Raw genomic sequence first — 23704 nt, forward strand, 5'->3', positions numbered from 1 at the left:
ATCATTCAAGTTCAAATCATTGTGTCATACCTCGGCCTTTAACTCAGGTTCCTTGTCGTACCGGATCAGCTATCAGGAGCTGGCTTCTATTGAGCGTTAAAAACCCAAGCGTTTCCACATTGACTTACATACATTCACCCCCGCGGCCCATCCGCCAACAACTCCGCCAGCCTGTCCGTCAGCCACAAACTCGTCTCGCTCAGTTTCTTCCCATGTATCGACAGCCGACGCACCGGCAGCCGCGACAAGGCCAGCGCAGGGCAGGGCACTTCCTGCAGATATCCCTTGTAGTTGTCGTAATTGGCGATGTTCAGCGGCAGAATCGCCCAGCCCAGCCCGTCCGCGACCATCTCGGCAATACTGTAGAAGCTGTCGGAAAACCAGACGGCGGGGCTGAAGGCGTGTTCGCGGTTGAGTTCGGAATCCATGATCAGCTGGCGGTAGCGGGTCAGCTCGTTGCGGCTCACTTCCTGGCCGTGCGCCATGGCGTGGCCTTTTGCCACGAACACGCCTTGCGCCACGCTGCCGATGTGCTGCTGTTCCAGCACGGGCGAGATCGGGCCGCGGTCGAAGTGGAAGGCCACGTCGGCTTGCTGCTGTTCCACGTATTGCGCCACTTCCGACGCCGTGGCGTTGAGCATCACCAGTTCCAGGGCCGGATAGCGCGCCGCCAGTTCTTTCACCAAAGTACCGATGGCCAGATAGGGCAGGGCTTCGTCCAGGGCCAGGGTCAGCTGGGTTTCGGGAGCGGCGCTCAGCAGTTGCGCGCGCAGCTGCAAGCGCTCGGCCTGGCGCAGCAGTTCGCACGCTTCCAGGTGCATCACCTTGCCCGCTTCCGTCAGTACGGCGCTGCGGCGTGAGCGGTCGAACAGTTCCACGCCGAATTCCGCTTCCAGCAGCCCGATCGAGGTGCTGACCACCGATTGCGCGCGACCCAGCCGGCGCGCCGCACCCGAGAAAGAACCGGCCGCGACGGCCGCTTCAAAGTAGCGCATTTGTTCCAAAGTCCATTGCATGGCATCCATCCATCTGTTTTACAGATGGATTTTAACTTGAATGCCATTCAGGGGCGACATAAAATGTCTTTACATTTTCAACAACATGAGATCCGCCATGAAAAACGCTCAAGCCAATTCACCCGCCATCAGCTTCAGCTGGTGTCACGACGCCACCGCCGAAGATACCTTGTGCAAGCTCTACCTCGACAACGTCAGCGCCGACTATATCTCCCATTCGGAGCTGCAGGGCGAACGCGCCGACGCGCCCGGCAACTGGCGCGCGGACTTGCCTGAGGTGATCCGTGGCGAAATCCGCGCCGCCCTGTCGCATGACTGGGCGCATGGCGATTCGACCCTGCTGGCTGTCGCCACGTCGGGCGAAGCCATCGTCGGCATGGCGTTGGTATCCATCGACACGCGCCAGCGCGCCTCGAAATCGTTCGCTGCGCTCGATGACCTGGTCTTGCTGCCTTCCGTGCGCGGCAGCGGCATCGGCAGCCAGCTGGTGGAGTGGGTCGCCGACGAGCTGCGCAGTCACGGCATCGCCCGGCTGTTCCTCGAATGCGGCGCGCACAACCTGACGGCGCAAAAGTTCTTCCAGGGCCGTGGCTTCAAGCAAGTGTCCGTCGTCATGCTGCGCGAACTCGACGTGCCGGCAGTAACGGCTGCCGTGGATGACAAGGATGGCGACCGTGGCTGACGCCCGCCGCCCCCGACAAGCCCAGGCCCGTGGCAGCCTGGAACGTAAATATTTGCGCAGCACCCGCTTTATCCAGACCGATAGTTGTTAAAAGTTACACTAAAATCCATGAGTTGTTTATGCATCCAATGAAAAAATGGCTGACGCTGGCCATCGTCTCCAGCGCCTTGTTCCTCATCGTGGTCGACATGACCGTGCTCTACACAGCCTTGCCCGCGCTGACGCGCGACTTGCAGGCCTCCTCCTCGCAAAAACTGTGGATCATCAACGTCTACGCGCTGGTCGTCTCCGGTCTGTTGCCCGGCTTCGGCACCCTCGGTGACCGTCTGAGCCACAAACCCGTTTTCCTTGCCGGCCTGGCCGTGTTCGGCATCGCCTCGCTGTGCGCCGCGTTTTCGCCCGCGCCCGAATGGCTGATCTTTGCCCGCGTGCTGCTGGCGATCGGCGCCGCCTTGATGATGCCGGCCACCTTGTCCATCATCCGCCTGACCTTTACGGATAACCGCGAGCGCTCGTTCGCCATCGGCGTGTGGGCGGCGATTGCTTCCGGTGGTGCCGCGTTCGGTCCCGTGCTCGGCGGTTTCCTGATGGAACATTACTGGTGGGGTTCCGTGTTCCTGATCAACGTGCCCATCGTGCTGCTGACCCTGGTGCTGGCCACCGTAGTCCTGCCGAAACGGGCCGGTAACCGCGACAAGCCGTGGGATCTGGCCGGCTCCCTGCAAATCATGATGGGTCTGCTTGGTGGCGTGTATGCGATCAAGGAGCTGGGCAAGTCGCAGCCGTCGTATGCGCTGGCCGCCTTTGCTTTCGCCGTGGGCGCCTTCTTCATGCTCAAATTCGTGCGCCGCCAGAAGCGGCAAGCCAAGCCGCTGATCGATTTCGCCCTGTTCCGCGAACTGCCGTTTTCCAGCGCCGTGGCCGCCGCCATGGTGGCGTCCGCCGCGCTGATCGGCATGGAACTGGCGCTGAGCCAGCACATGCAGCTGGTGCGGGAACTGTCGCCGCTGGAAGCGGGTCTGCTGCTGTTGCCGCTGCCGCTGGCGTCCGTGTTTGCGGGGCCGTTGACGGGTTTCATGCTGCCGCGCGCCGACAAGGCCAAGGTGTTGTGGGGTTCGCTGCTGCTGTCGGGCATTGGCATGGCATCGTATCTGGTGCTGCATGACGCCGCCGTCTCGGCGCAAGTGGCCAGCCTGGTGATCCTCGGCCTGGGCCTGGGTGCCGTCATGACGGCCGCGTCGAGCGCCGTGATGCTGAACGTGGCTCCCCAGCAAGCGGGCATGGCCGCGTCGATCGAGGAAGTGTCGTATGAACTGGGCGCCGTGATCGGCGTGACGGTGCTGGGCACCATTCTGTCGGCCGTCTACAGCGCCACCCTGGTGATACCGGAAAGCGCGGGCCTGTTGCCGAATGCCCATGACACGCTTGATGCAGCGCTGCTGGCTGCCGAGCAATTGCCGGCCGAACTGGGCTTGCAAGTGTCGGAACTGGCCCGCTCGGCCTTCGACAAGGCATTTATTGTTGTGCTGGCCACGGCTTCCGCCATCCTGATGGCGGCTGCTGTCACTATCCGCCACCTGCATCTGCGGGCGCGCCGGGCGATCTCGATCTCGGTCTGATGGATCAGCGCTTCAGCAGCGGCGCCACCTTGTCGCGCAAGACCGTCCATTGGGCGTTGAGCACGGCCTGGTTGGGGTCGTGTCCGGCGCGTTTCACCACGGTAAAATCCTTGGCCGGCGCCGTGATGCTGTCGAAATAGGTGCGCGCGATAGCGGGCGAGGTCAGCAAGTCCGCTTCGCCCATGATGAAAAACACGGGCAAGTCAAAGCGTGTGCCCAGCGCGGGCAGGTCGACCTTGGCGAACATGCCGTCGCCGCGCAGGCCGATGAACTGGATGTACGAATAGTCGTCTGCCGCCTCGGCATCGGCCAGGGCTTGCGGCGTGGCATAGAACGGCGCCGGCTGCCACCAGTGCCTGGGCGGCGGATCCGTTGCCAATCCTTCATATTTGCGGTCGAAGCGGCGCAAGATGCCGAAGTTGCGCGGATCGCGCCATGGCGGCGCACCGAGCGCCGTCAGCTTGTCCACCGTGGCGGTATCGCCAGCCGCTTGCGCCTGCGCCATCACTTCCCGGTACATGCCCGTTTCATTATCCCGCGCATTGACCACCTGCGCCGTGCCGATATACGCGTGGAACAGGTCGGGGCGCGCCTTGGCCATGTGCACGCCCAGTATCGATCCCCAGGAGCTGCCCATCAAAATGACCTTCTGCTGGCCCAGATGCTGTTGGATATAGCGGGCCACGGCGATGCCGTCGTCGCGCATCTGTTCCACCGTCAAGGGCACGTCTTCCGTCGGCTGCTGTTTTGCATACGTCATGCCGGCGCCGCGCTGGTCCCATTGCACCAGGGTGTAGTGGCGTTCCCAGCCGGCGTAGATGGCATCCGCGTACGGACTCAACGCATTGCCGGGGCCGCCATGAATGAACAGGATTACGGGATTGCCGCAGGCGGCGCCTGTGACCGTGATCCATTGCTCGATGCCATTGATGGGCACATAGCCTTGTTCGCGGATCGGCTGTGCGGGCGAGGCGCAGATGGACGGGGAGGCGGGCGGCGCCGCTTGCGCTACGCCGTAACAAGATAACAGCAGCAATGCCAGGCCTGTGATGCGCATTTCGTCCTCTTCAAACTAGTTGGTGGAACTACAGCGTGCAATCGTGCGCCGGCTTGCCGGCAATAAAGCGGGTGCTGGCCTGTTCAAAGCAGGCGGGCGCCGTCCATAAAATGAAATGCGGGGCGTTGTGCACGGTGGACAGGGCCACCTTGCCGGCCTTGCTCTGTGTCAAAGCCTGCACTTGCGCCTGTGCGCCCGCGTATGGCGTCTTCGGATCCAGGGTTCCCTGCAGTACCAAAGTTGGCGGCATTTTCTCCGGCAAGACGCCGAAATAGGCGTCGCGCGGGTAGGTGGGCAAGCCGCCGCCCAGCAGGATGCGGGGCAGGGGACTGGTAAACAGCAAGTCCGCCTCTTCGCGGGCGATGTCTGCGGCCGTCCAGCCGGGGCGCAACGACGGCTGCAGATTGTTTTCCGAATTGCTGATGATGCTGACCAGCGGAATCGACAGCGGCGACTGGGGATAACTGCCCAGGCTGGTGGCCGCGTCCGTCAACGTGGCGCGCACGGACGCCAGTTCCGCTTCGCCGCCCCGGTCCAGGTCTTGCAGCAGATACGGAATGCGGGCGCGGGCGTTTGGCACGTCAAGCATGCCGCCCAGGAAGTTTTTCAGGTTCTTGCCGGGAATGGTCGCCAGCAGGGCCGGGTCCGCTTACGCCTTGTCCAGCACGCGGCGGTACAAGGTGGCAGCCGGCTCGCCCAATGCCGCGTGACAAGCCGCATCCGCATCGCAGCGGGCCAGTACCTGCATGCCGACCGTGTTGACCACGTGCGAGCGCTGGCTCAAGTCCCAGCGCGCATCCGTTTGCGGCGGCACCAAGGAGTCGAGGATGATGCCCTGGACGGGCAGCGGCCCCAGCTGCAAGGTGCGCAAGACCAGCTGCGTGCCATACGACACACTGTATACATACACGGGCGGCTTCTTCTTGCCCTGTTCGCCTTCGATCAGGGCTTTCAAGTCGCGCGCCGCCATCGTGATGGAAAACTGGCCCGCGTATTCCGGCACCAGGTTGATGCCGGCAAAGCAGCTGCCCCATTCGGCCCCGGCCAGGGCGCGGCCGCCGGGACTTTGTTCGGATTCTTCCACCTTGCACAGGCGCGAAGAATGGCCCGTGCCCCGGTGGTCGGGAATCAGGAATTCAAAGCCGGGAAAGCTGCGGCGCAAGGTGGGCAGCAGGCTGTAGAACGCGGCGCCCGATTCGCCGGGACCGCCCGCCACCAGCCACAGAGTGCCTTTGGCCGGCTTGCCGGCAGGCACATCGGCGGCAAATTTGCGCACGAAGACGTGCATGGCATCTGCGTCGCCGATGGCGCGGCCCTGGGCATCGTAGCTGCCGGGAACGTTCAAGCCCGAGCACAGGCTGCCGGGCGCGGCCGTATCGGAGCAGAGCGTGAAAACGAGGGGTTCGGCATGCAGGCAGGTGCTGGCAAGCAAGGTAGCCAGCAGGGTCAGGCGGGGCAGGAGGGTCATCGGCTACTTTGGCGGCGGTGGAGATCAAGCGCCAAAGTAGCGTTTTTTACAGCAATTGTCCAGATGGAAATATTTCTGCTAGGGACTATGCTTGCTGGCTCTTGCGCAGCAAGCGCAGGCCGTTCGCCACCACCAGCAGACTGGCGCCCACGTCGGCGAACACGGCCATCCACAGGGTTGCCATGCTGGCCAGGGCCAGGCCGAAGAAGACGGCCTTGATGCCGATGGCAAAGCTGATGTTTTGCACGAGGATGCTGCGTGTGCGCTGGCTCAGGCTGATAAATTCAGGCAATTTGCCCAGTTCGTCATCCATCAGGGCCACGTCCGCCGTTTCGATGGCCGTGTCGCTGCCGGCCGCGCCCATGGCAAAGCCGATGTCGGCTTGCGCCAGAGCCGGGGCGTCGTTGACGCCGTCACCGAGCATGGCGACCACGCCGAACTGCTGCTGCAAGGCCTTGATTTCATCGAGTTTGTTTTCCGGCAGCAACTCCGCCTTGACCAGGCTGACACCGACTTCGGCGCCGATGCGCTGCGCCGTCAGCGCATTGTCTCCCGTCAGCATGACGGTGGTGACGCCCAGCGCATTCAATCTGGCGATGGCGGACGCCGCCGTCGGGCGCAGCACGTCGGCCACGGCGATCACGCCCAGCGCGCCGGCGGAGGTGGCCAGCACCATGGCCGTGTACGCCTGCTGCTCCAGCCGCACCAGGATGGCTTGCAGTGCCGGCGTCAGTATCTTCAATTCCGTCATCAGGCGGGCATTGCCCAGGTAATACGTCTGGCCATTGATCGTGCCTTGCACGCCGCGTCCGTGCAGGGCGGCAAACTGGGTCACGGGCAAGTGGCTGCCGGCGGGCGGACCGGCCTTGACGATGGCGGCGGCCAGGGGGTGGGCCGAGTTGGCATCGAGGCTGGCAGCCAGCAGCAGGATGGTGTCGCGGCTGCTGCCTTCCATGGCCACCACGTCCGTGACCGCTGGTTTGCCCATGGTCAAGGTACCTGTCTTGTCGACGGCGATGGCCTTGATCCGGTAGCCCGTTTCCAGGAATTGCCCGCCTTTGACCAGGATGCCGCGCCGCGCGGCCGCCGTCAGGCCGCTGACGACGGTCACTGGCGTGGAGATGACGAGCGCGCAAGGGCAGGCGATCACCAGCATCACCAGCGCTTTGTACACCCAGGCCATGAACGGCTGGTCCAGCAGCAGTGGCGGCAGTACGGCTACGAGGATGGCGAAGACGACGACTGCCGGCGTGTAGTAACGGGCGAAATTGTCGACAAAGCGCTGCGTGGGCGCCTGTTTGCCCTGGGTTTCCTCGATCACCTTGACGATTTTCGCCAGGGTGCTGTTGCCGCTGTTGGCCGTCACCGTGACGTCGAGCAAGCCCCGTTCATTGATGGTACCCGCATACACGACGTCGCCCACGGCCTTGTCCACGGGCATGCTTTCACCCGTGATCGGCGCCTGGTTGACGGACGATTCGCCGCTGGCCACCACGCCATCGAGCGCGATGCGTTCGCCCGGCTTGACGCGCATCAAGGCGCCGATGGCCACCGTGGCGACGGATACCTGCTGCCAGGCGCCGCTGGCGTCGGCCACTGTCGCCGTGTCGGGCGCCAGCTGCATCAGGCTGTGCACGGCGTTGCGCGCGCGGTTCAGGGACAGGCCCTCGATCAGTTCGGCAATGGCGAACAGGAAGATGACCATGGCCGCTTCCGGCCACTGGCCGATGGCGACGGCGCCGAAAACCGCCAGGCTCATCAAGAAATTGATGTTCAGCGTGAATGTTTTCAGGGCAATCCAGCCCTTTTTCAGGGTCGGCCAGCCGCCCGTGGCGATCGACAACAGGGCCAGGGCGATGACGAGTGGCGAACTGTCTTCATGCGTGGTCCACGCCAGCGCTTCGGCGGCGGCGGCAGCCAGGCCGGAGACGACCAGCAAGCCCTTTTGGAGGCCGCTCAGGCTGCCTTCGTTCGGATCCCGCGCGACAGTAGCGTTCGCTTCCATGGGAATGGCCTGCATGCCGATGCCGTGCAGGGCCGCTTCCACCGTGGCCAGCGAGGGCAGCGTGTGATGCACGTCGAGCACCCGGTTCATCAGGTTGAAATCGAGGCCCACGACGCCGGCCATATTGCTTAGCTTGTTGCGGATCAGCCGTTCTTCCGTGGGGCAATCCATGTTGGCGATGCGGTATTTGGCCGTGTTCGCGCCGGCAATGGCGGTGCTGGGGAGGGCCGGGCCAGACGGGGCGACAGGCGTGGACGAGCACGCATGCTGGCTGGAACAGCAGCTGACCGCCTTGGGCGCATGGTCATGCTTGTGCTCATGTTTGTGATCATGCTGATGGTCGTGCTTGTGCTCATGGTCGTGCGCATGGGCGTGGTCGTGATCGTGGCTATCGTGTGGCATCGCATCGTCCTTCCGGTTTCGTGTATGCTTCCATTAGAAACCCTGTAGCCGCTACAGGGTCAAGCGCAATTTGCGCGAAAGAATGAAAGGGGATGCCATGCGTATCGGAGAACTGGCCAAACGGACGGATTGTGACGTGGAAACCGTGCGTTACTATGAAAAGGCGGGCTTGCTGCAGGAACCGGGCCGCAACAGCGCTGGCTACCGCGAATACCGCGAAGAACACCAGGAACGGCTGCAATTCATCCGCCATTGCCGCTCGCTGCAGATCGGCTTGACCGATATCCGCGCCTTGCTGGAATTCAAGAATAATCCGGCAGAAGGGTGCCAAAGCGTCAATGAATTGCTCGACCACCATATCTTGCGCATTGCCGAGCAAATGGCGAATTTGCAGATATTACAGCAGCAACTCGTGACCCTGCGCCACCAGTGCGACCAGCCGCAGCCGTCGCAAGACTGCGCGATCCTGCAAAACCTGTCCGAGGCGGCCAGCGGCCACGACTGCGCCTGCCATACCGAACTTCATTGACGATTGCTGCATGCTGAAACTGACACCTGGAAGAACTTTACTGGCTTTATCCCTGCTGTCGCCGCTCAGCCATGCCGCCGATACGCCTGCGGCAGCCGGCCACTACCTGACCCTGTACGCCGCGCCCGGCGTGCCGCAGGACGATGACCCGTATACGTGGAGCACGGCTGGCGGCAAGCAGCTGGCGAAAGGCGTGACGAAGGCCGACGGCCGCGCCTATGTCAAAGGGGAGGAGGGCGAAGACACGTATATTCTGAAAACCGTCAGCATGCGCTGGCAGTTGAAGGTGCCCGCCGCATGCTGGCAGGGCGCGCCGGACGCCTTCCAGCAATGCATGCAACTGGCCAAGACCACGAGCCGCTATGACGAAGAGCAAGAGGCGCGCAAGCTGGCGGAGCAGCAGAAAGAAGTCAAGATGCAGGCCAGGATCGCCGCTTATGCGGTGCAGGCCCGCGCCAACGACGATGATCTGGCTTGGCTGGGACGCTTGCCTTCGAACTGGACCCTGGAAAGCTATGGCAAGCGCCTGCTGGGCATCGGCGACAAGGTGGCCGGGCAGATTGCCAGCGCGCTCAAGGATGGCGGGCTTGATGCGCGCCAGTTCGTCTGCCGCGCGCCCGCTGACTATGGCCCCGTGCCGGAACAGGCCTTTGTTGAAGCGTGGATGGCATTGCCGGGCGATGTGCGCAAGGTGCGCGCCGGCCCCGCCTGGGATGCGCTGGTGGCGGCCGGCGAAAAAGGCAACTGGATGGCCCGATTGGAACTGTATTACGCCTTGTCCAGCGTCAATGTTCACGCACTGAGCCTGCTGGAACAGTACCGCATCGTGCAATTGATGGAATGGTTGCACAAGAAACAGGTGGGCGGCCTGTATGGCTACTTCAGCATCGGCATACCTGTCACCCCCGGCAATCTCCCCAGCGCCACCTGGCGCAAGCAGGACCAGGCCTCGCTGTATGCGGCCATGCTGGGCAGTTACGAGGATCAGAACAGCCGGGGCAGCGCCTTGCAGACGGACCCGGACCCCGCGCTGGCCGAGGCGGGCAGGAAAATGCTGGCCTGCGCCAAGGCTGCCATGCCGCAACGTTACTGACGCGGCAGCAACGGCGGGCCGCCATCGCCCAGGCGGAAGGCGTCAACCACGCGCAGCAAGTCATGCGCCTGGTCTTGCATGCTTTGCGCGGCGGCGGCCGATTGTTCGACGAGGGCGGCATTGCGCTGGGTCAATTCGTCCATTTCCGTGATGGCATTATTGACTTCCTCGATGCCCTTGCTCTGGCGCTGGCTGGCTGCCGTGATGTCGTTCATGATCTCCGTCACCTGCTGGACGGAGGCGACGATATCTCCCATGGTGCGCCCGGCGCTGTCGGCCAGCTCGCTGCCCGTTTCTATCCTGGCGACGGAATCCTCGATCAGTTGCTTGATTTCGCGCGCCGCCGTGGCTGAACGCTGGGCCAGGCCCCGCACCTCGGTGGCGACGACGGCAAAGCCGCGCCCCTGTTCGCCCGCGCGCGCCGCTTCCACGGCCGCGTTCAGCGCGAGGATATTCGTCTGGAACGCGATGCCGTCGATGACGGCGATGATGTCGACGATGCGCCCGGAGCTGGCCTTGATCGAACCCATCGTCTCGACCACCTGGCCCACGACGCGGCCGCCCTCGAGCGCCACATTCGACGTCGACAGCACCATCTGGTTGGCCTGGTGCGCATGGCTGGCATTCTCGCGCACGGTATCCGTCAAGGCATGCATGGAAGACGCCGTTTCTTGCAAGGAATGGGCTTGCGACTCGGTACGGGCCGACAAGTCCGCATTGCCCAGCGCGATTTCACTGGCTTCCACCGTGATGGTGGAGCCCGCCTGACGTATGTCGCCCAATAAAGTGTTCCAGTTCTTCAGTACGGTGGCCAGGGCCCGGGTCAGCTTGCCCACCTCATCGTCGCCCCGGGCTTCGATGCGCGTGGTCAGGTCGCCGGCGGCCAGGCTTTCGGCCGCGCGGCAGGCATCATCGATGGGCCCTACCACGGAGCGCGCCACCCACGTGGCAATCAGGGCCAGCAAGGCAAAGCCGACAGCCATGGTGCCCAGCGATAGCCAGCCGGCGCGCTGGCCCGCATTTTTTGTTTCCTGCAAGGCTACAACCGTGCGCTGGTCGAGGTTGAGCAGTACCTGGCGCAGCTGTCCGCGCACTTGCTGATAGTGCCCAGCGGCATTTTGCATCGCGGCCACGCCCGTGTTCGGGTCCATGGACGCCAGGTCCAGTGCCTGCGCCACGCTGGCACGGTAGCGCTCGACACCGGGCAGCGCCTGACCCGCTTCCGTGGCGGCGCCCGAGAATTTCTGCAGCTCCTTCAAGCCTTGCGCGATGGCGTTCAGCTGGCCATCCGTTTGCGCGCCGAATTGCTTGAACTGCTCTTCGGACAGGCTGGCCGCGATGGCGATCTTCGCGTACACGTCGGCATGTACCTGGCCCAAGGCAATAGCTTGCTGGTTAGCAAGCCGTTCGGCCGTCAGGGTGACGTCTTTCAGTTCATGCATGCGCTGCTCATTCTGCTGCATGGCGAAGTAGGACAAGGCACCCATGGCCAGCAGGCAAGCCAGCGCGACCACCGGGACGATCAACATCTTCTGTGCGATTTTCATTGAGGCCCGTAGCGTTGAAAAGTTCGTTGAGAAATTCGTTGAAAGCTTCGTCGAGAGATCGGCGTGCCATCCCGGCGCTGGCCGCGCGGCGGCCGGCTACAGGTAGATGCCGCCGCAGACGACGGAATCGGCCAGTTTCTCGCAGTACATCACCTTTGGCTCGATCTTCTTGGTTTCCGGGTTCGTGAATTTGTATTCCTGCCAGAACGTCCCCTTGCTCTTGGCCAGGTCGACTCGTTCCTTGACGAAGGCCTTGCCGTCGATATCCTTCAGCTCGATCAAGTTCTTGCCGACCATTTTCGGGTTGGCGCCATGCGCGGCGACCGTGCCGTCGAGTTTATAGACGACCAGGTACAGGTCGTGCAGGATGAATTGGGGTGACTTGGCCGTGATCTCGCCATACGCCTTGGCGTCGCCGGCGCTCTTGATATAGGCCACGCCTTTCTTGACCATCGCTTCGGCATCGGCGCGCGTGGCGCCGCCTTCGGCAGCGCTGGCGATACCGGGCAGCATCGCGGCGGCAAGCATGGCCGACAGGCAAATGGCAGGGGTGAACTTGGGCATGAGAATCTCCTTCACATTGCGGCAGGGGGAAGCCGGCGGGGAACCGGTGCGGTGAGGCGGCGCCTATCGAAGTGCCGACGTTTCATAGTAGCGCGATGCCAGCAGACATGCGCTGGTGCAACAGTATTTTTTTGAGTGGGGCGTTTTTGCAACGTCGCGTGCAGATGGCCGCAATCGCGTTCACAGAGGGAAAAAACGGCTGGAAGCTATCGTATCGATAGTGTGGCGGCCGCGCCGCGCTACCAGCTGGCCGGGTCTTCCGCCGCAGCGCGCGCCAGGTCGTCGTGCCAGCCCTGCTGCACCAGCCGGTAAATGTCGGCGAAAAAGGCACGCGGATCGTCCATTTCATCCCACAAGGCGGGCAGGGCGTATGTGCTCTCGGGGTCGTGCTCGAGGATGGCCTGGAAATCGAAAGCGGGGTCTTGCAACGCCTGCGCCAGCACGGCCACCAGCGCATGGCGGTGGCGGTAGCTGAGTTCCTTGTATTGGGACGTGATGTCGCGCCGTATCAGCGCCGCGCGCTGGACCGGGTCGTTCATGTTCCAGGTGGCGAGCTCCGCGCCCAGGGTGTGTTCACGGTCATACACGTCGAAGGGACCGAGGAAATGGTAAAGCGTGGGCTCATATGGCACGTCGACCCAGGGGCTGCGCAGGCCCTTTGGTCTTTGCGTGCTCATCGACCGTTCACGCGCATACAGGCAAGGTCCAGCCTTCGTCACCGAGGTCGGTCGGGTAGATGGCGCGGGTCTGGTTCTCGCCCCAGCGTGCATGGTCGAGGATGCCGTCTTCATGCATGTCGAGCACCCATTCCGTGCTTTCCAGCAAGGTGCCATCCTTGTGGTAGACGCGGAAGAAGGTGGATGTGCTCAGCGCGCGCACGATGTTCTGCGGCACGCCGTTGCCGTAGTGCGGCACATAGGTCTTGATCACGCACGTGCCCTGGTTGTTCCACTGCTGTGCATACACGGTGGCATTGCGCGCCGCGCTGACTTTGATGAAGAGCCAGCCTGCCAGCAGGAAGATGAGCAGGAAGGCGGCGGCGATCAGGCCGGTTTTCTTGAGTAGCTGCATGAGGTCATGGCATGGCCGAAAACGAAGTTGCCGCATTGTATGTCAAGAGCAGACATGCTTGCCGTACGGCACGTACAGCAAGCATGTCCCCGCTAATTGCCGTCAACTTGGCTATTTGCCCACTGCCGCATGCAAGGTATTGGCCATTTCCAGGTGATGTTGCAACGCTGGCAAGGTCTTCGCGGCAAAGGCCTTGATCTCGGGATCGCTGGCCTTTTGGCTGGCATCCGTAAACAGTTTCACCGCGTCCTTGTGCGCCGCCACGCCGATGGTAGCCGCATATTCCTTGTCGAACTGCGCACCTTCCAGGCGGCTCAGCTTGTCGATCTGCGCCTGGTGTTTCTTGCCGGGCTGATCGCTGACCTCGATCTGCTTGCTGCTGGCCAGCTGTTTCAGCTCGTCAGCGACTTTCGTGTGATCCGTGACCATGGCATCGGCGAATTTCTTCACTTCCGCATTGGAGCTCTTGCTTTGCGCCACTTTGCTGGCGGCAATTTCCGTGCTGCCCGCGTCAGCGGCCTTGCTGAGGAATTGCTTGTCGTACGCGCCCGGTGCGGCAGCGGCGATGCTGTTGATGGCGATGCCGCTCAACAAGGCCACGGCGGCGCCGATGGCCACGCTTTTCAGGGAGGGGGTACGGGAACTGGTGGTAGGGATAGGCATGGCAAATCCTTTCGGGTGTGGTTTTTTCTACAAGCTGATGACAATGTTAAGCCAGCAGCCTGCGCACACCCATAGGACAGTCGCGATTATGCCCGTAGGACTAGTCCTGTTCGTTAGCGCACAATTCGACTTGTTTAAGAGCAAACAAAGCGGTGATGCCCGCATCGCGGCGCCAGGCGGGCATGCCGATATCGAGCCATTCTGCCATCGCGTCCAGGTGTGATGGTTCCGAAACGCTGTGTTCGAGTTCATCGAGCACCGTGTCGCGGTCGATGTACAGGCTGTCCAGCCAGGCGTCGAACGATGGCGCCAGTTCCATCAGGCCGTGGGCGCGCTTGCCCGTCCAGTCCGGCAATTCCTGCACATAGGCCAGCACGCGGCCGCCGCCTTCGTCCGTCAGGTCCAGGTAGACCATGGAATTGCCGCCATCGCGGGCGAACGGCAGGATGCGCACGGGCATGTCCGTGTGCTTGCGCGCGGCGCGGATTTCGCCGACCAGTGTTTCATCGCAGAAATCGCCTTCATCGGCGCTGAAGAAGGTATTGAAGCCCATTTTTTCCACGCCGCCATTGCCGTCCGGCACATCACAGGTGTAGTCAAAACAGGCGCCGTTGGCCACTTTCAAGAACGCCAGGAAGGCCGCCGGCAAGGGCGCTTCCAGCAAGGCCTCGATGGCGGCGATCTGCCGCGCCGTGGGGGCTGGCTTGGCGTCCTCGATCGCCAGGTGGCGGTAGCGCGTGTAATAGTTGCTCATTGATTATCCTTGTATTTATTCTTGTATTCCACTGGCGCCACATCGTTGCAACCCGTCTCCACCTTGGCCAGCGCATCGACGAGGCCCGCGCGCAGCACGGCCATCGAGCGTGCCTTGTCATCGATCTGGGCAATTTTCGTTTCCAGCATAGCTCGTTTGGTCTGCGCATCGAGCGCGTTTTCCTGCCAGACGGCAATCACGTCGGCGATTTCCTTCAGGGTGAAACCCAGCGCCTTGGCGTGGCCGATCAGCTCGATGCGCCGCAAGGCTTGCGCCGAATATTCCTTGTAGTTATTCGTCAGGCCCGGCTGCGGGGCTTCATCCAGCAGCCCCTGGCGCTCGTAAAAGCGCACCGTGTCCTTGCTGACGCCCGTCAGGCGGGTGATTTCTCCGATACGCATGGTTTTTTGACTTTCTACTAATTTGCGGGACGCGAAAAATGTGCAGGGCAAGCCTATGCAACGCAACCAGGTGCACTTTTTTGCATTTCACGCTTGACCGTGGACTAAAGTCTACAGTTTACATTGAAAACTTCTTCTACTCCACACCACTGCCATGACCGCTTTCAATTACACCAACCAGACCGTGCTGATCACGGGCGCTTCGTCCGGCATCGGCCGCGTCTTTGCGGAAACCCTGGCCGCGCGCGGCGCCCATTTGCTGTTGCTCGCACGTTCCGGCGCCGTGCTCGACAGCCTGGCCAAAGAACTTTCCCAGCGTCATGGCATCCGCGCCCATGCGCTGGTGGCCGACCTGAGCCAGCCCGGCGCCGCTGCACAAGCTTATGCGCAAGCCTGGTCGCTGGGCATGGCGCCCGACGTACTGATCAATAACGCGGGATTCGCCACGCATGGCCGCTTCGAAAGCATCGACCTGGCGCGCCAGGCGGCTGAAGTGACCGTCAATTGCACTGCGCTCATGGAAATGACGCACTGCGCCTTGCCGCACATGCTGACCAAAGGGCGTGGCGCCATCATCAACGTGGCCTCCACGGCGGCGCTGCAGCCCGATCCCTACATGGCCGTGTATGGCGCCAGCAAGGCTTTCGTGCTGTCGTTCTCGGAAGCGCTGTGGGCGGAAAACCGCAGCCGCGGCGTGCGCGTACTGGCCCTGTGCCCGGGCGCCACGGAGACGGCCTTCTTCGACGTCGTGGCCGCGCCCGAAGCGGCCGTGGGCAAGCGCATGGATCCGCAAGCCGTCGTCGATGAAGCGCTGCGTGCGCTGGACCAGGGCCGCAGCAGCCATGTGGCGGGCAGACCCAACCGGCTGCTGGCGTGGCTGCCGCGCTTGTTGCCGCGCCAGACCGTGCTGGGTATCGTGGAAGGCATGCTCAAACCGAAGGCGGGCTAGGGTTCAGAAGGCCATGATGCGCTCGCGCAACCAGCGGTGCGCCGGGTCCAGGTGCATGCGCTCGTGCCAGACCATGGCCATCTCGTAATCGGGCAGGCTGACGGGCGGCTCCCATGTGCGCAGGCCGCCCAGCGCGTTTTTCAGCAGGCGCGACGGCAGCAGGGCCACCATGTCCGATGCTGCCAGCAAGGGTGGGACGATGAGGAAATGCGGCACGGACAGCACCACCTTGCGCGTTCGGCCCAGCAATTCCAGTGCCGTATCGACATTGCTGCGGAAACCGCCGCCGTTGGGCGAGACGACAATGAATTCCAGCGTGCAAAATTGATCGAGGTCGGGAGCTGTTTGCAGCAGCGGATGGTCGCGGCGGCCCGCCAGCACGTAGTGTTCGGTAAACAAGGTGCGGTGGCGCAAGCCGGGTGGCGCTTCTTCCTGCGCCAGAAAGCCCAGGTCGACCTGGCCATTTTCCAGGTCTTGCGCCATGCGCGCCGGCACGGCCTCGAACACGGCCATGCGCGACAACGGCGCCTGCGCGCGCAAGGCGGGCAGCATGGGCAGCAGGATCGCATATTCGGTGGCGTCGGCCGCCGCCAGGTTCCAGCGCACCTCGGCCGTGGCCGGGTCGAACGCCTGTTCCGGCTGCAAGACTTGCTCCAGCTGCGCCAGCACGGCTTGCAACGGTGCGAACAGAGCCAGCGCGCGCGCCGTGGGCAGCATGCCGCGCGGACCGGGCAAGAGCAGCGGATCGTCGAAAGCGGCGCGCAACTTGCCCAGCTGCACGCTGACGGATGGCTGGCTTAAGTGCAGCCGCGCGGCTGCCCGCGTCACGTTGCGCTCGATCAGCAAGGCATTCAGGGTCAGCAGCAGGTTCAAGTCCAGCTTGTGCAAATCCAACTTATGCAGATTGTTCATGACTATACCTTGTATATTAACTATTCATTTCCACTATGATAGCGCAAGCCCTACAGTAGTTCCTGTGATTCTCACTCTTCATCTTTTACAGGAACTAACCGATGCAACTCCATGAATATACGAGCTTTGATGGTTTGGGGCTGTCCCAGCTAGTGCGCGATGGCGCCGTCTCTGCGGCTGAATTGCACGATGCGGCCGTGCGCGCCTGCGCCGCCGTCAACCCGCACATCAACGCCGTGGTCGAGTTGTGGCCAGCCGATTTCACACACATCGACCACACGGCGCCGTTCGCCGGCGTGCCATTTTTGATCAAGGATGTGGCCGTCACCATGGCAGGCAAGCGCAGCGAAGCGGGCAGCCGCCTGGGCGCCGGCCACATCGCCGCGCTGGATTCCCACCTGATGACGCAGTTCCGCCAGGCCGGGCTAATCACCTTTGGCCGCACGAGCACGCCGGAAATGGCCTTTGCCACCACCACGGAACCCGTGCTCTACGGCGTCACGCGTAATCCCTGGAACGTGTCATTAAGTGCGGGCGGCTCCAGCGGTGGCGCGGCGGCGGCCGTCGCGGCCGGCATCGTGCCGCTGGCACATGCGACGGATGCGGCCGGATCCATCCGCGTGCCGGCTGCGTCGACGGGCCTGTTCGGCTTGAAACCGAGCCGTGGCCGTGTCTCGAACGGCCCCGCCATGGATGAAATTTTCAGCGGCCTGGGCGTGCAGCTGGGCGTGAGCCGCACCGTGCGCGACAGCGCCGCCTTGCTTGATTGCGTGCAGGGTGTGCTGCCGGGCGAGCCATATGTGACGGCTGCGCCCGGCCACAGCTGGCTGTCGCAAGTGAGCGTGGCGCCGGGCAAGCTGCGCATCGCCGTGCAGCGCGCCGCGTGCAATGGCGCCCATCCCGTGCCCACCATCGATGCCGCGCTGGACACGACCGTGCGCCTGCTGGAAAGCCTGGGCCACCACGTGGAAGAAGTCCCGCCCGCGCTGGGCGTGTCGTGGGAAGCGTTCGTGCAGGCGAACGCCAGCATCTGGTGCGCCAACCTGGTGCCGTGGATAGACGCCCTGGCGCAAGAGAGCGGGCGGACCGTGTCACTCGACACCCTGGAAGCGGCGACCCTGGCCTGCTATCGTCATGGCCAAACGGTGTCGGCCGTCGACTTCGTGGCCGCCCTGGACGTGCGCAACACGGTCACGCGCCAGGCCGGCGCCTTGTTTGGCCAGTACGACGTGCTGCTGACGCCCACCATGCCGGATGTGCCATGGCAGCTGGGCCGCTATGGCGAAAAGGAGGAAAAACTTGACGGTGTTGGCTGGACAGCGCGCCTGTTCGAGCATTCGCCGTACACGCCGCTGGCGAACGTGGCGGGCTTGCCAGCCATGTCCGTGCCGCTCGGCATGTCGAATGACGGTTTGCCGATCGGCATGCAATTCATGGCCGGTTATGCGAACGATGGGATCTTGCTGCGGCTGGCGGGACAGCTGGAGCGGGCGGCGCCGTGGGGGCAAAAAAGGCCTCCCGTGTGGGCGGGCAAGGTGTCAGCATGCCATGAAGGCGGCTGAAACCGGCTGCCATATCGGCTTTAGCCTACGGCAAGAAGCCGGGGTCGGACCCGCCGGGTCCGGCCCCAGTCCTTGTTTTTGGGTGAAAAATATCAGGTGGGCAGCGTCGCCAGCGGCGCCGCGCTGCGGCTTTCCAGGCGAAAGCGGGCTTTTTCCCACAGCCGGTCGTGGAAGGGCAGGACGATCACATTGCAGATCGGCTCGACCACGGCCAGCAAGCCCCCAAACGCCAGGGAACCGGTGGCCCAGTACATGACGCCGAACGCCACGCCCATGTGCAGGGTCGTCTGGCTGAGCTTTTCACCGGCAAGGGCGGCAAAGCCCAGGCGGCTGGCGGCGTAGCGGCGGCGGATCGCGTGCCAGGCTTTTTCATGCCATGGCAGCAGGGCAACGTTGATGACCGGTTCGATGATTGCTGCCAAGCCACCGAGCGCCAGGGAGCCCGTGAGCAAATAGGCGAGGCCGAAGGCGATCGACATATGCGTGCAAACCTGGCTGAATGTTTTGATGGCTGTGAACAAGGGAGGCTCCTTTCTGTTGAATTCGCTTATCCTTGATTTAGATAGTAACGATTCTCATTTGCAAAAGGAAGCAAAATATTTTAACCGAATCAATAGAAATAAACTATCAACATCTGGCATTTCATTATATTTTCACGAAACCGGGCTGATCCCGTCCAAAACGCGCATTTGCTACCTACACAGTAAACCAGCATGTGCTGGGGTTTCTGGAGAACAGCATGCCCACCCTTTTTGACGATGTACTGACCACGCCACAGCCCTGGTCGCAGCAAGTGATTGCCGAGTGGCGCGACGTTTTTCCTGCGCAACACGGCGCCAATCTCGATGATTTCGTCGTGCGCGAGTGCCTGCGGCGCAACGCTCTCATGGACATGCGCAGCGTCGTCGGCCAGTCGGACCACTATGCGGGCCAGTCGTGGTGCGACGCGGCGCTGGCACCGCAATACAAACCGGGCAAGATGCGCGCCGTTTTTGCTCAATATGAACGCAATCCGGACTACTATTTCAACGGCGAACTCGACAATGGCATCGTGCTCAGTTCCATCGATGGCCACGATTGGTACACGGACGGCGGCGGCAATCACCGCACGGTGCTGGCGAAGTTCGCCTGCGACCGCATTGCGCGCCGCACCGGCCGCTATCCGCTGGTGCAGGGCGTGTCGACCTGCCGCTATGAGCCGGACATGCAGGCCTGGCGCCTGTTCTGCCAGCTGCAGCAACGCCATGCGCAGCTCATTTCCGTGGCCGTCACGCGTGAAGACAGGCAAAGAACCGATGTGGCCGGCGCGACGGTCATCACCTGGCGCCTGCGGTTCTTCGTGCTGGACCGTCGTTTTGGCGGTATCGGTATTCCTCGCGCCGGGCATCTCGACGCTGCCTGCTTTTGCGCCTATGCCCGCCATGTGCTTGCCCATGACGGCAAGCCAAGCTGGCGCGACCGCATGCTGGACCGCCTGATTGCCGACCCGGACCGTCTCGTGTACCAGCCCGTAGCGTAAGCACGCCTATCTATATAGTATGCAGGCCGGAGGAGGTGAGTGCTCGTCCGGCCTGTATGCTCCGTTACGGCAAGGTCTTCAGCACGGTCTTCGTCGGCACGGAGAAATTATAGTTGTCGTGGCGGTCCCAGTTGATCGACCACGTCATTACGCCGCGGAAGTCCGGATACGCCTGCAGCGGCTTGATGGTGCCGCAGTTGAGCAGACGCGTCAGGCAATTGAGGGCGTTGCTGACGTCGGCATTCGTCGTGAAACCCGAACCGGCCGAGCTGCGCCCTGACGGCACGCCGAAGCCCACCTGGTCCGGACGCAGGCCGGCGAAGGTATTGCTGCCGTAATTGAAACCTTCGATCAGCATGCGCGCCGTGGCCACCAGTTGGTCGGCCGAGCCGGCCTTGATGGGCCCCGTGGCGTACGGCGTATAGATATCGCCATTGTTGTAGTACTGCGGGTGCAGCACCGTCAGCTCCGAGCGCAGGGCGTTGATGATGGGAATATAGGCGCCCCAGATGCTGCCGTAACTGGTGTAACCACCTTCCACGTACACCCATTCCGGCGCCATCGACAGGTAAAAACTGCTGCCGACCTTGGTTTTCAGGTTTTTCACGGCGATCGGCAGATAGGTCTGGATGGCCGCGCCTTGCGCCACGCCGTTTTCCAGGTCCAGGTCGATGCCGTCGAAGCCATATTTGGTGATGATGGCGTACAGGCTGTTGGTGAAATTCGTCGCTTCGGCCGTGTTGCCGACGGAAACGGAGCCGTTCTGCCCGCCCAGCGACAGAATGACTTTCTTGCCCTTGGAACGCTTGGCGGCCACGTCGGCGATGAATTGCGCTTCCGTGCCGGCGCCCGGATCGATGGTCAGGCTGACATTGCCGCCGCCCGCGTTGTCGCCGAACGAGACGACGATCACGTCCCAGTCGTCGCTGACTTGGCTGATCGGATACGTTGCGCCGCTGGGGTTGGTGAAGTTGTGCCAGTAGCCGATCAGCGCGTGTTTCGCCAGGCCCGTGGGGGTAGGCGTCGGTGTTGGAGTAGGTGTCGGTGTCGGTGTCGGAGTTGGCGTCGGTGTCGGGGTGGGAGTCGGCGTAGGTGTTGGGGTAGGCGTTGGTGTCGGAGTTGGCGTAGGAGTCGGTGTCGGCGTACCGCAGTCTCCCACTGCGGTCCAAGGCTGGCCGCTGCCGGCGCCGCCGCTGCTGGTCGACGGGTTATTGCCTTGCGTCCACCAGTTGGCCGTGTAATTGACGTTGTTGTAGCTGGCCCGGCCGCCACCGTTGTAGGCCGTGCCGCTGTTCCACGGCGCGTAGCAGGCGACCGCTTGCGTGGCGCCGGCCAGCAGCTGGCTGGCGCCTGCGCTGGATCCTTCGCTGCCTCCGCCGCAGGCTGCCAACGTTCCCCCGAAGAGGGTAATGATGAGGGTATTCATGACTGTCCGGTTCATTGCGTCTCCTTGTGTATTTTTTTGCCGGCCGGCTGGACACCGTCCGATTTTTCAGAGTGCAAGCATTGCAGGTGGTAGTCAACTGGTTTTATTCTTTGCGCAAGATCACAATACCAGTTGCCACCTTTCCCCAGTAGACGGGCGATGCGGGCCATACCAGTGGCTGTTTTCCGGCGTGCTGGTATGGTGCCAGGAATGGCGCCGGGAGCAGGGTGGGGAAGGGAGGTGGACGCCATGCAGAGCGGCTGGGGCAGCGTCTGCCCAGGGCACGGTGACAGTTGTTGTAGATTTTCATTGTGACAATAAACGTATTTCCACGCTCATCTTCGGCGTATCGTTGCGCATATTGTTATTGCCTCAACACAGGGGATAAGAATGAAAACACTGCGCCCGCTGATCTTGTGGCTTTGTGCCATCGCCGCAAGCGCCATGCTTGCCGGTTGTGCAAGTTTGACTCCCGAGTTGACTCCCCAGCAAAAAAAGCTGGTCGGCGACGCGCAAGGCAGTTGTCCTGGCCTCACGGGAAAGGACGGCCGGCTGGCGTTCCAGCTCAAGCCTGTCATCGAGGGCAAGGAAATGAACCCCATCACGTCCAAGTGGAGTTCAATGGGCGTCGGTGACGAAGCCCTCGTCAAAACCCTGTTCGCGCAGCGTCTGTGCATCCTGGAAGAAGTTGTCGCGCGGCCTGACCAGGCGGCCATGACGCAGGTACATGAGCGATATATGGAGGAGATTTCCAAAGGCATCAATGCCTGGCCCGCCTACGATGCGGCGCAGTACGAGCAGCAGCTGGCGCGCTTGTCCGAGCAAAAAAAGGCGCACAAAGCAGCCGTCAACGCCAGCTTTTCAAACAAGCGCCATGAGATTGATTCCGTCGTGCTTGTTGCTGCGATTCCTTATTATGATTTCCTGCACATCAAGGAAGTGGATGTGGAGTGGAAAAAAGGAAGCTCGGCAAGCGGAACGAAAACAGTAAGTTCGGCTGCCAAGGTGTGTTTGACCAAGGACGATTTTTCCGTCGCCATCCGGCCAGCGCTCGACCAGACGCGCGCGATTGTCATCGGTCTGGGCATGGGAAAGTATGACGAAGCCCAGGCGCTGCGCCTGATGCTCGAGCAGATTTATGAGGCGGGCGGCCAGCGCCTGGTCAACGCCCGCGACGCCAGCAAGAATGCGCCGGCCGTGACATGCACGGTGTCCGGCGGCGAGAACGCCGTGGCCGCCGGCCTGGTCGCCAAATAATGAGTCCCTACCTGGAAGTGATCATCCCGGCGGCCCTCGCGCTGTATGCGGGTTTCCAGCACGAAGGCCGCTGCAGCATCGAACCGGCCGTGCATCCGCTGGCAGAAAACATGTGCCAGGGCTTGCGCGCCGCGTTTGAAGATGGCTGCAAGACGCTGCTTGAGGTACCGCTCGGCAAGACCGGTATCTATCTGGCCGGTTCCTATTCCATCAAACCGGTTGCGTTTGCGCCGCTGGTCAGGGAGAAAGTCCAGGAAGGTTATTCGGCTTGCGTCGGCTTCTGGAGCGGTTCGATCGACTATGACACCTATCAAACGGCGCTGGAACAAAAAGCCAGCGTCTTGAACGCGATGTTCAAGGCCGTGGGCAAACCGGGCAGCGCCGCACCGGTTCTCGACGCCGCCGTCGCCAACGGCGCCCGGCGCGACGACGTGTTGGACGCCAAGGTGGCGGCAGGGGACTTGCGGCAAGATTGCATGGGCCCGTCGGCCATCAAATGCGGGCACATCACGACGCCGCCGACAGACCCGGTGTTTATCCCGCCAGACCCGCAGACCGTCGATCGCCTGTCCGCCGCCGTGGCCGACCTTGCCCAGGAGATCAAACGCCAGAACGAGCGCGGCGCGCGCATCGTCGCCGGCGGCTCCGGAAAATGGACGTTGGCAGCCGAAATCAGCTTCGCGACGGGCAGTTCGACACCCAGGCAGGAAGAATGCGCACGGCTCGCCGCGAACGTGACAAAAGCGTCCCCGAACGCCCAGCGCGTGCAGATTGCCGGCGCCGCCGACGAGCGCGGCACACCGGCCGCCAACAACGCGCTCAGCCTGCAACGCGCCGCATCGGCAGCACTATGCCTGGCCACGCATGCGCCGGCGAAACGCTGGAGCATTGAAATTACCGGCGCAGGCAGCCTGGCCACATCGCCAGCCGAATACGCCAGAGCACGCCGCGCAACCGTGTTTGTTTGGGAGCCGCAGCCGTAGTGGCACGCGTGGACAGGCCTACGGGCGTGCTGGACGATCTGCGAAGCGCGACGCAAAGCAGCCGCCGGAAGCGAACTGGAACAGCCAATACCAAAGATCGGGGAACGTACGCGCTGTGTTCGAGCTGGGCGGTGCATCGAGGCGCGAAGGAACCGTGCAAAAAGCCATGGCACCACAGCAGTGCGTAGAAGGCTGAAATCGCATTTGCGATTATACAAGTTGCAA

General features: G+C 62.6%; 24 protein-coding genes. 9 read left to right on the plus strand and 15 right to left on the minus strand.

Going from position 1 to position 23704, the window contains the following annotated elements; translation table 11 throughout:
- Window positions 1–134: 134 nt before the first annotated feature.
- On the minus strand, window positions 135–1016 hold the full coding sequence (locus tag AC54AG_RS06775) for a LysR family transcriptional regulator (RefSeq protein WP_496629833.1): 882 nt from the start codon (window positions 1014–1016) through the stop codon (window positions 135–137).
- A gap of 97 nt (window positions 1017–1113) precedes the next feature.
- On the opposite strand from AC54AG_RS06775, the gene AC54AG_RS06780 reads away from it, so the two are divergent.
- Both AC54AG_RS06780 and AC54AG_RS06785 read left to right on the plus strand, forming a co-directional pair.
- Complete coding sequence (locus AC54AG_RS06780) at window positions 1114–1698, plus strand: GNAT family N-acetyltransferase (protein WP_331776620.1); 585 nt, start codon at window positions 1114–1116, stop codon at window positions 1696–1698.
- Between the two features lie 128 nt (window positions 1699–1826).
- Entirely contained in the window at window positions 1827–3317 is a 1491-nt protein-coding gene (locus tag AC54AG_RS06785; RefSeq protein WP_331776851.1) for an MFS transporter, read from the plus strand.
- 4 nt (window positions 3318–3321) lie between these two features.
- Here AC54AG_RS06785 and AC54AG_RS06790 read toward each other — a convergent pair whose 3' ends face one another.
- The 4 genes from AC54AG_RS06790 to AC54AG_RS06805 all read right to left on the minus strand — a co-directional run bounded on the left by AC54AG_RS06790 (window position 3322) and on the right by AC54AG_RS06805 (window position 8249).
- Window positions 3322–4374 carry an alpha/beta hydrolase gene (locus tag AC54AG_RS06790; protein WP_496629835.1) on the minus strand — a complete coding sequence of 351 codons (1053 nt, stop codon included), beginning with the start codon at window positions 4372–4374 and terminating at the stop codon, window positions 3322–3324.
- Window positions 4375–4402: 28 nt separating this feature from the next.
- Window positions 4403–4954, minus strand: a complete 552-nt coding sequence (locus AC54AG_RS06795) for an alpha/beta hydrolase (RefSeq protein ID WP_496629836.1) — start codon at window positions 4952–4954, stop codon at window positions 4403–4405.
- Window positions 4955–5023: 69 nt separating this feature from the next.
- Window positions 5024–5842: an alpha/beta fold hydrolase gene (locus AC54AG_RS06800; protein ID WP_496629837.1), complete on the minus strand. Its 819-nt coding sequence runs from the start codon at window positions 5840–5842 to the stop codon at window positions 5024–5026.
- Window positions 5843–5927: 85 nt separating this feature from the next.
- Window positions 5928–8249, minus strand: a complete 2322-nt coding sequence (locus AC54AG_RS06805; RefSeq protein WP_496629838.1) for a heavy metal translocating P-type ATPase — start codon at window positions 8247–8249, stop codon at window positions 5928–5930.
- Window positions 8250–8346: 97 nt separating this feature from the next.
- Here AC54AG_RS06805 and cadR point away from each other — a divergent pair, with 97 nt between their 5' ends.
- Together cadR and AC54AG_RS06815 are read left to right on the plus strand one after the other, a co-directional pair.
- The gene (gene cadR / locus AC54AG_RS06810; protein ID WP_034748257.1) at window positions 8347–8778 is read left to right on the plus strand and encodes a Cd(II)/Pb(II)-responsive transcriptional regulator; all 432 of its coding nucleotides are present in this window, start codon (window positions 8347–8349) and stop codon (window positions 8776–8778) included.
- Between the two features lie 10 nt (window positions 8779–8788).
- Window positions 8789–9871, plus strand: a complete 1083-nt coding sequence (locus AC54AG_RS06815) for a hypothetical protein (RefSeq protein WP_496629839.1) — start codon at window positions 8789–8791, stop codon at window positions 9869–9871.
- Here the strand turns inward: AC54AG_RS06815 and AC54AG_RS06820 are convergent.
- The 7 genes from AC54AG_RS06820 to AC54AG_RS06850 form a co-directional block, all read right to left on the minus strand.
- The gene (locus tag AC54AG_RS06820) at window positions 9865–11418 is read right to left on the minus strand and encodes a methyl-accepting chemotaxis protein (protein ID WP_235194178.1); all 1554 of its coding nucleotides are present in this window, start codon (window positions 11416–11418) and stop codon (window positions 9865–9867) included. The genes AC54AG_RS06815 and AC54AG_RS06820 overlap by 7 nt on opposite strands.
- A 96-nt stretch (window positions 11419–11514) precedes the next feature.
- Window positions 11515–11982: a cache domain-containing protein gene (locus AC54AG_RS06825; RefSeq protein WP_034748249.1), complete on the minus strand. Its 468-nt coding sequence runs from the start codon at window positions 11980–11982 to the stop codon at window positions 11515–11517.
- A 239-nt stretch (window positions 11983–12221) separates the two neighbouring features.
- Window positions 12222–12659 carry a hypothetical protein gene (locus AC54AG_RS06830; protein ID WP_219329068.1) on the minus strand — a complete coding sequence of 146 codons (438 nt, stop codon included), beginning with the start codon at window positions 12657–12659 and terminating at the stop codon, window positions 12222–12224.
- Window positions 12660–12666: 7 nt separating this feature from the next.
- Window positions 12667–13053 (minus strand): hypothetical protein, encoded by a 387-nt coding sequence (locus AC54AG_RS06835; RefSeq protein WP_128141487.1) that lies wholly within the window; start codon window positions 13051–13053, stop codon window positions 12667–12669.
- 111 nt (window positions 13054–13164) lie between these two features.
- A complete protein-coding gene (locus AC54AG_RS06840; protein ID WP_034748240.1) occupies window positions 13165–13716 on the minus strand; it encodes a DUF4142 domain-containing protein in 552 nt (183 codons plus the stop codon).
- 100 nt (window positions 13717–13816) lie between these two features.
- Window positions 13817–14470, minus strand: coding sequence for an SMI1/KNR4 family protein (locus AC54AG_RS06845; RefSeq protein ID WP_070301692.1), 654 nt, complete (start codon window positions 14468–14470; stop codon window positions 13817–13819).
- Window positions 14467–14871 (minus strand): MerR family transcriptional regulator, encoded by a 405-nt coding sequence (locus tag AC54AG_RS06850; RefSeq protein ID WP_051990904.1) that lies wholly within the window; start codon window positions 14869–14871, stop codon window positions 14467–14469. The genes AC54AG_RS06845 and AC54AG_RS06850 overlap by 4 nt, the downstream gene beginning before the upstream one ends.
- Before the next feature lie 154 nt (window positions 14872–15025).
- On the opposite strand from AC54AG_RS06850, the gene AC54AG_RS06855 reads away from it, so the two are divergent.
- Window positions 15026–15820: an SDR family NAD(P)-dependent oxidoreductase gene (locus tag AC54AG_RS06855; protein WP_496629840.1), complete on the plus strand. Its 795-nt coding sequence runs from the start codon at window positions 15026–15028 to the stop codon at window positions 15818–15820.
- Between the two features lie 3 nt (window positions 15821–15823).
- On the opposite strand, the gene AC54AG_RS06860 is transcribed toward AC54AG_RS06855, so the two are convergent.
- Complete coding sequence (locus AC54AG_RS06860; RefSeq protein WP_338678706.1) at window positions 15824–16732, minus strand: LysR family transcriptional regulator; 909 nt, start codon at window positions 16730–16732, stop codon at window positions 15824–15826.
- A 101-nt stretch (window positions 16733–16833) separates the two neighbouring features.
- Here AC54AG_RS06860 and AC54AG_RS06865 point away from each other — a divergent pair, with 101 nt between their 5' ends.
- Entirely contained in the window at window positions 16834–18294 is a 1461-nt protein-coding gene (locus tag AC54AG_RS06865) for an amidase (RefSeq protein ID WP_496629841.1), read from the plus strand.
- Between the two features lie 92 nt (window positions 18295–18386).
- On the opposite strand, the gene AC54AG_RS06870 is transcribed toward AC54AG_RS06865, so the two are convergent.
- On the minus strand, window positions 18387–18815 hold the full coding sequence (locus tag AC54AG_RS06870; RefSeq protein ID WP_034748226.1) for a DUF2061 domain-containing protein: 429 nt from the start codon (window positions 18813–18815) through the stop codon (window positions 18387–18389).
- A gap of 218 nt (window positions 18816–19033) precedes the next feature.
- Here AC54AG_RS06870 and AC54AG_RS06875 point away from each other — a divergent pair, with 218 nt between their 5' ends.
- Window positions 19034–19813, plus strand: coding sequence for a hypothetical protein (locus AC54AG_RS06875; protein WP_496629842.1), 780 nt, complete (start codon window positions 19034–19036; stop codon window positions 19811–19813).
- A gap of 64 nt (window positions 19814–19877) precedes the next feature.
- On the opposite strand, the gene AC54AG_RS06880 is transcribed toward AC54AG_RS06875, so the two are convergent.
- On the minus strand, window positions 19878–21239 hold the full coding sequence (locus tag AC54AG_RS06880) for a chitinase (protein WP_496629843.1): 1362 nt from the start codon (window positions 21237–21239) through the stop codon (window positions 19878–19880).
- A gap of 390 nt (window positions 21240–21629) precedes the next feature.
- On the opposite strand from AC54AG_RS06880, the gene AC54AG_RS06885 reads away from it, so the two are divergent.
- The gene (locus tag AC54AG_RS06885) at window positions 21630–22496 is read left to right on the plus strand and encodes a hypothetical protein (RefSeq protein ID WP_496629844.1); all 867 of its coding nucleotides are present in this window, start codon (window positions 21630–21632) and stop codon (window positions 22494–22496) included.
- Entirely contained in the window at window positions 22496–23479 is a 984-nt protein-coding gene (locus AC54AG_RS06890; protein WP_456130912.1) for an OmpA family protein, read from the plus strand. Before AC54AG_RS06885 ends, AC54AG_RS06890 begins: the two co-directional genes overlap by 1 nt.
- The last annotated feature ends 225 nt before the right edge of the window (window positions 23480–23704 follow it).

It is taken from the genome of Janthinobacterium sp. BCJ23 (assembly GCF_059617945.1).

Bases quoted from the DNA above. Each gene is read 5' to 3' on its own strand.
- AC54AG_RS06775 (WP_496629833.1), bottom strand. From the start codon at position 1,016: ATGCAATGGACTTTGGAACAAATGCGCTACTTTGAAGCGGCCGTCGCG.
- AC54AG_RS06780 (WP_331776620.1), top strand. From the start codon at position 1,114: ATGAAAAACGCTCAAGCCAATTCACCCGCCATCAGCTTCAGCTGGTGT.
- AC54AG_RS06785 (WP_331776851.1), top strand. From the start codon at position 1,827: ATGAAAAAATGGCTGACGCTGGCCATCGTCTCCAGCGCCTTGTTCCTC.
- AC54AG_RS06790 (WP_496629835.1), bottom strand. From the start codon at position 4,374: ATGCGCATCACAGGCCTGGCATTGCTGCTGTTATCTTGTTACGGCGTA.
- AC54AG_RS06800 (WP_496629837.1), bottom strand. From the start codon at position 5,842: ATGACCCTCCTGCCCCGCCTGACCCTGCTGGCTACCTTGCTTGCCAGC.
- AC54AG_RS06805 (WP_496629838.1), bottom strand. From the start codon at position 8,249: ATGCCACACGATAGCCACGATCACGACCACGCCCATGCGCACGACCAT.
- cadR (WP_034748257.1), top strand. From the start codon at position 8,347: ATGCGTATCGGAGAACTGGCCAAACGGACGGATTGTGACGTGGAAACC.
- AC54AG_RS06815 (WP_496629839.1), top strand. From the start codon at position 8,789: ATGCTGAAACTGACACCTGGAAGAACTTTACTGGCTTTATCCCTGCTG.
- AC54AG_RS06820 (WP_235194178.1), bottom strand. From the start codon at position 11,418: ATGAAAATCGCACAGAAGATGTTGATCGTCCCGGTGGTCGCGCTGGCT.
- AC54AG_RS06825 (WP_034748249.1), bottom strand. From the start codon at position 11,982: ATGCCCAAGTTCACCCCTGCCATTTGCCTGTCGGCCATGCTTGCCGCC.
- AC54AG_RS06830 (WP_219329068.1), bottom strand. From the start codon at position 12,659: ATGAGCACGCAAAGACCAAAGGGCCTGCGCAGCCCCTGGGTCGACGTG.
- AC54AG_RS06835 (WP_128141487.1), bottom strand. From the start codon at position 13,053: ATGCAGCTACTCAAGAAAACCGGCCTGATCGCCGCCGCCTTCCTGCTC.
- AC54AG_RS06840 (WP_034748240.1), bottom strand. From the start codon at position 13,716: ATGCCTATCCCTACCACCAGTTCCCGTACCCCCTCCCTGAAAAGCGTG.
- AC54AG_RS06845 (WP_070301692.1), bottom strand. From the start codon at position 14,470: ATGAGCAACTATTACACGCGCTACCGCCACCTGGCGATCGAGGACGCC.
- AC54AG_RS06850 (WP_051990904.1), bottom strand. From the start codon at position 14,871: ATGCGTATCGGAGAAATCACCCGCCTGACGGGCGTCAGCAAGGACACG.
- AC54AG_RS06855 (WP_496629840.1), top strand. From the start codon at position 15,026: ATGACCGCTTTCAATTACACCAACCAGACCGTGCTGATCACGGGCGCT.
- AC54AG_RS06860 (WP_338678706.1), bottom strand. From the start codon at position 16,732: ATGAACAATCTGCATAAGTTGGATTTGCACAAGCTGGACTTGAACCTG.
- AC54AG_RS06865 (WP_496629841.1), top strand. From the start codon at position 16,834: ATGCAACTCCATGAATATACGAGCTTTGATGGTTTGGGGCTGTCCCAG.
- AC54AG_RS06875 (WP_496629842.1), top strand. From the start codon at position 19,034: ATGCCCACCCTTTTTGACGATGTACTGACCACGCCACAGCCCTGGTCG.
- AC54AG_RS06880 (WP_496629843.1), bottom strand. From the start codon at position 21,239: ATGAATACCCTCATCATTACCCTCTTCGGGGGAACGTTGGCAGCCTGC.
- AC54AG_RS06885 (WP_496629844.1), top strand. From the start codon at position 21,630: ATGAAAACACTGCGCCCGCTGATCTTGTGGCTTTGTGCCATCGCCGCA.
- AC54AG_RS06890 (WP_456130912.1), top strand. From the start codon at position 22,496: ATGAGTCCCTACCTGGAAGTGATCATCCCGGCGGCCCTCGCGCTGTAT.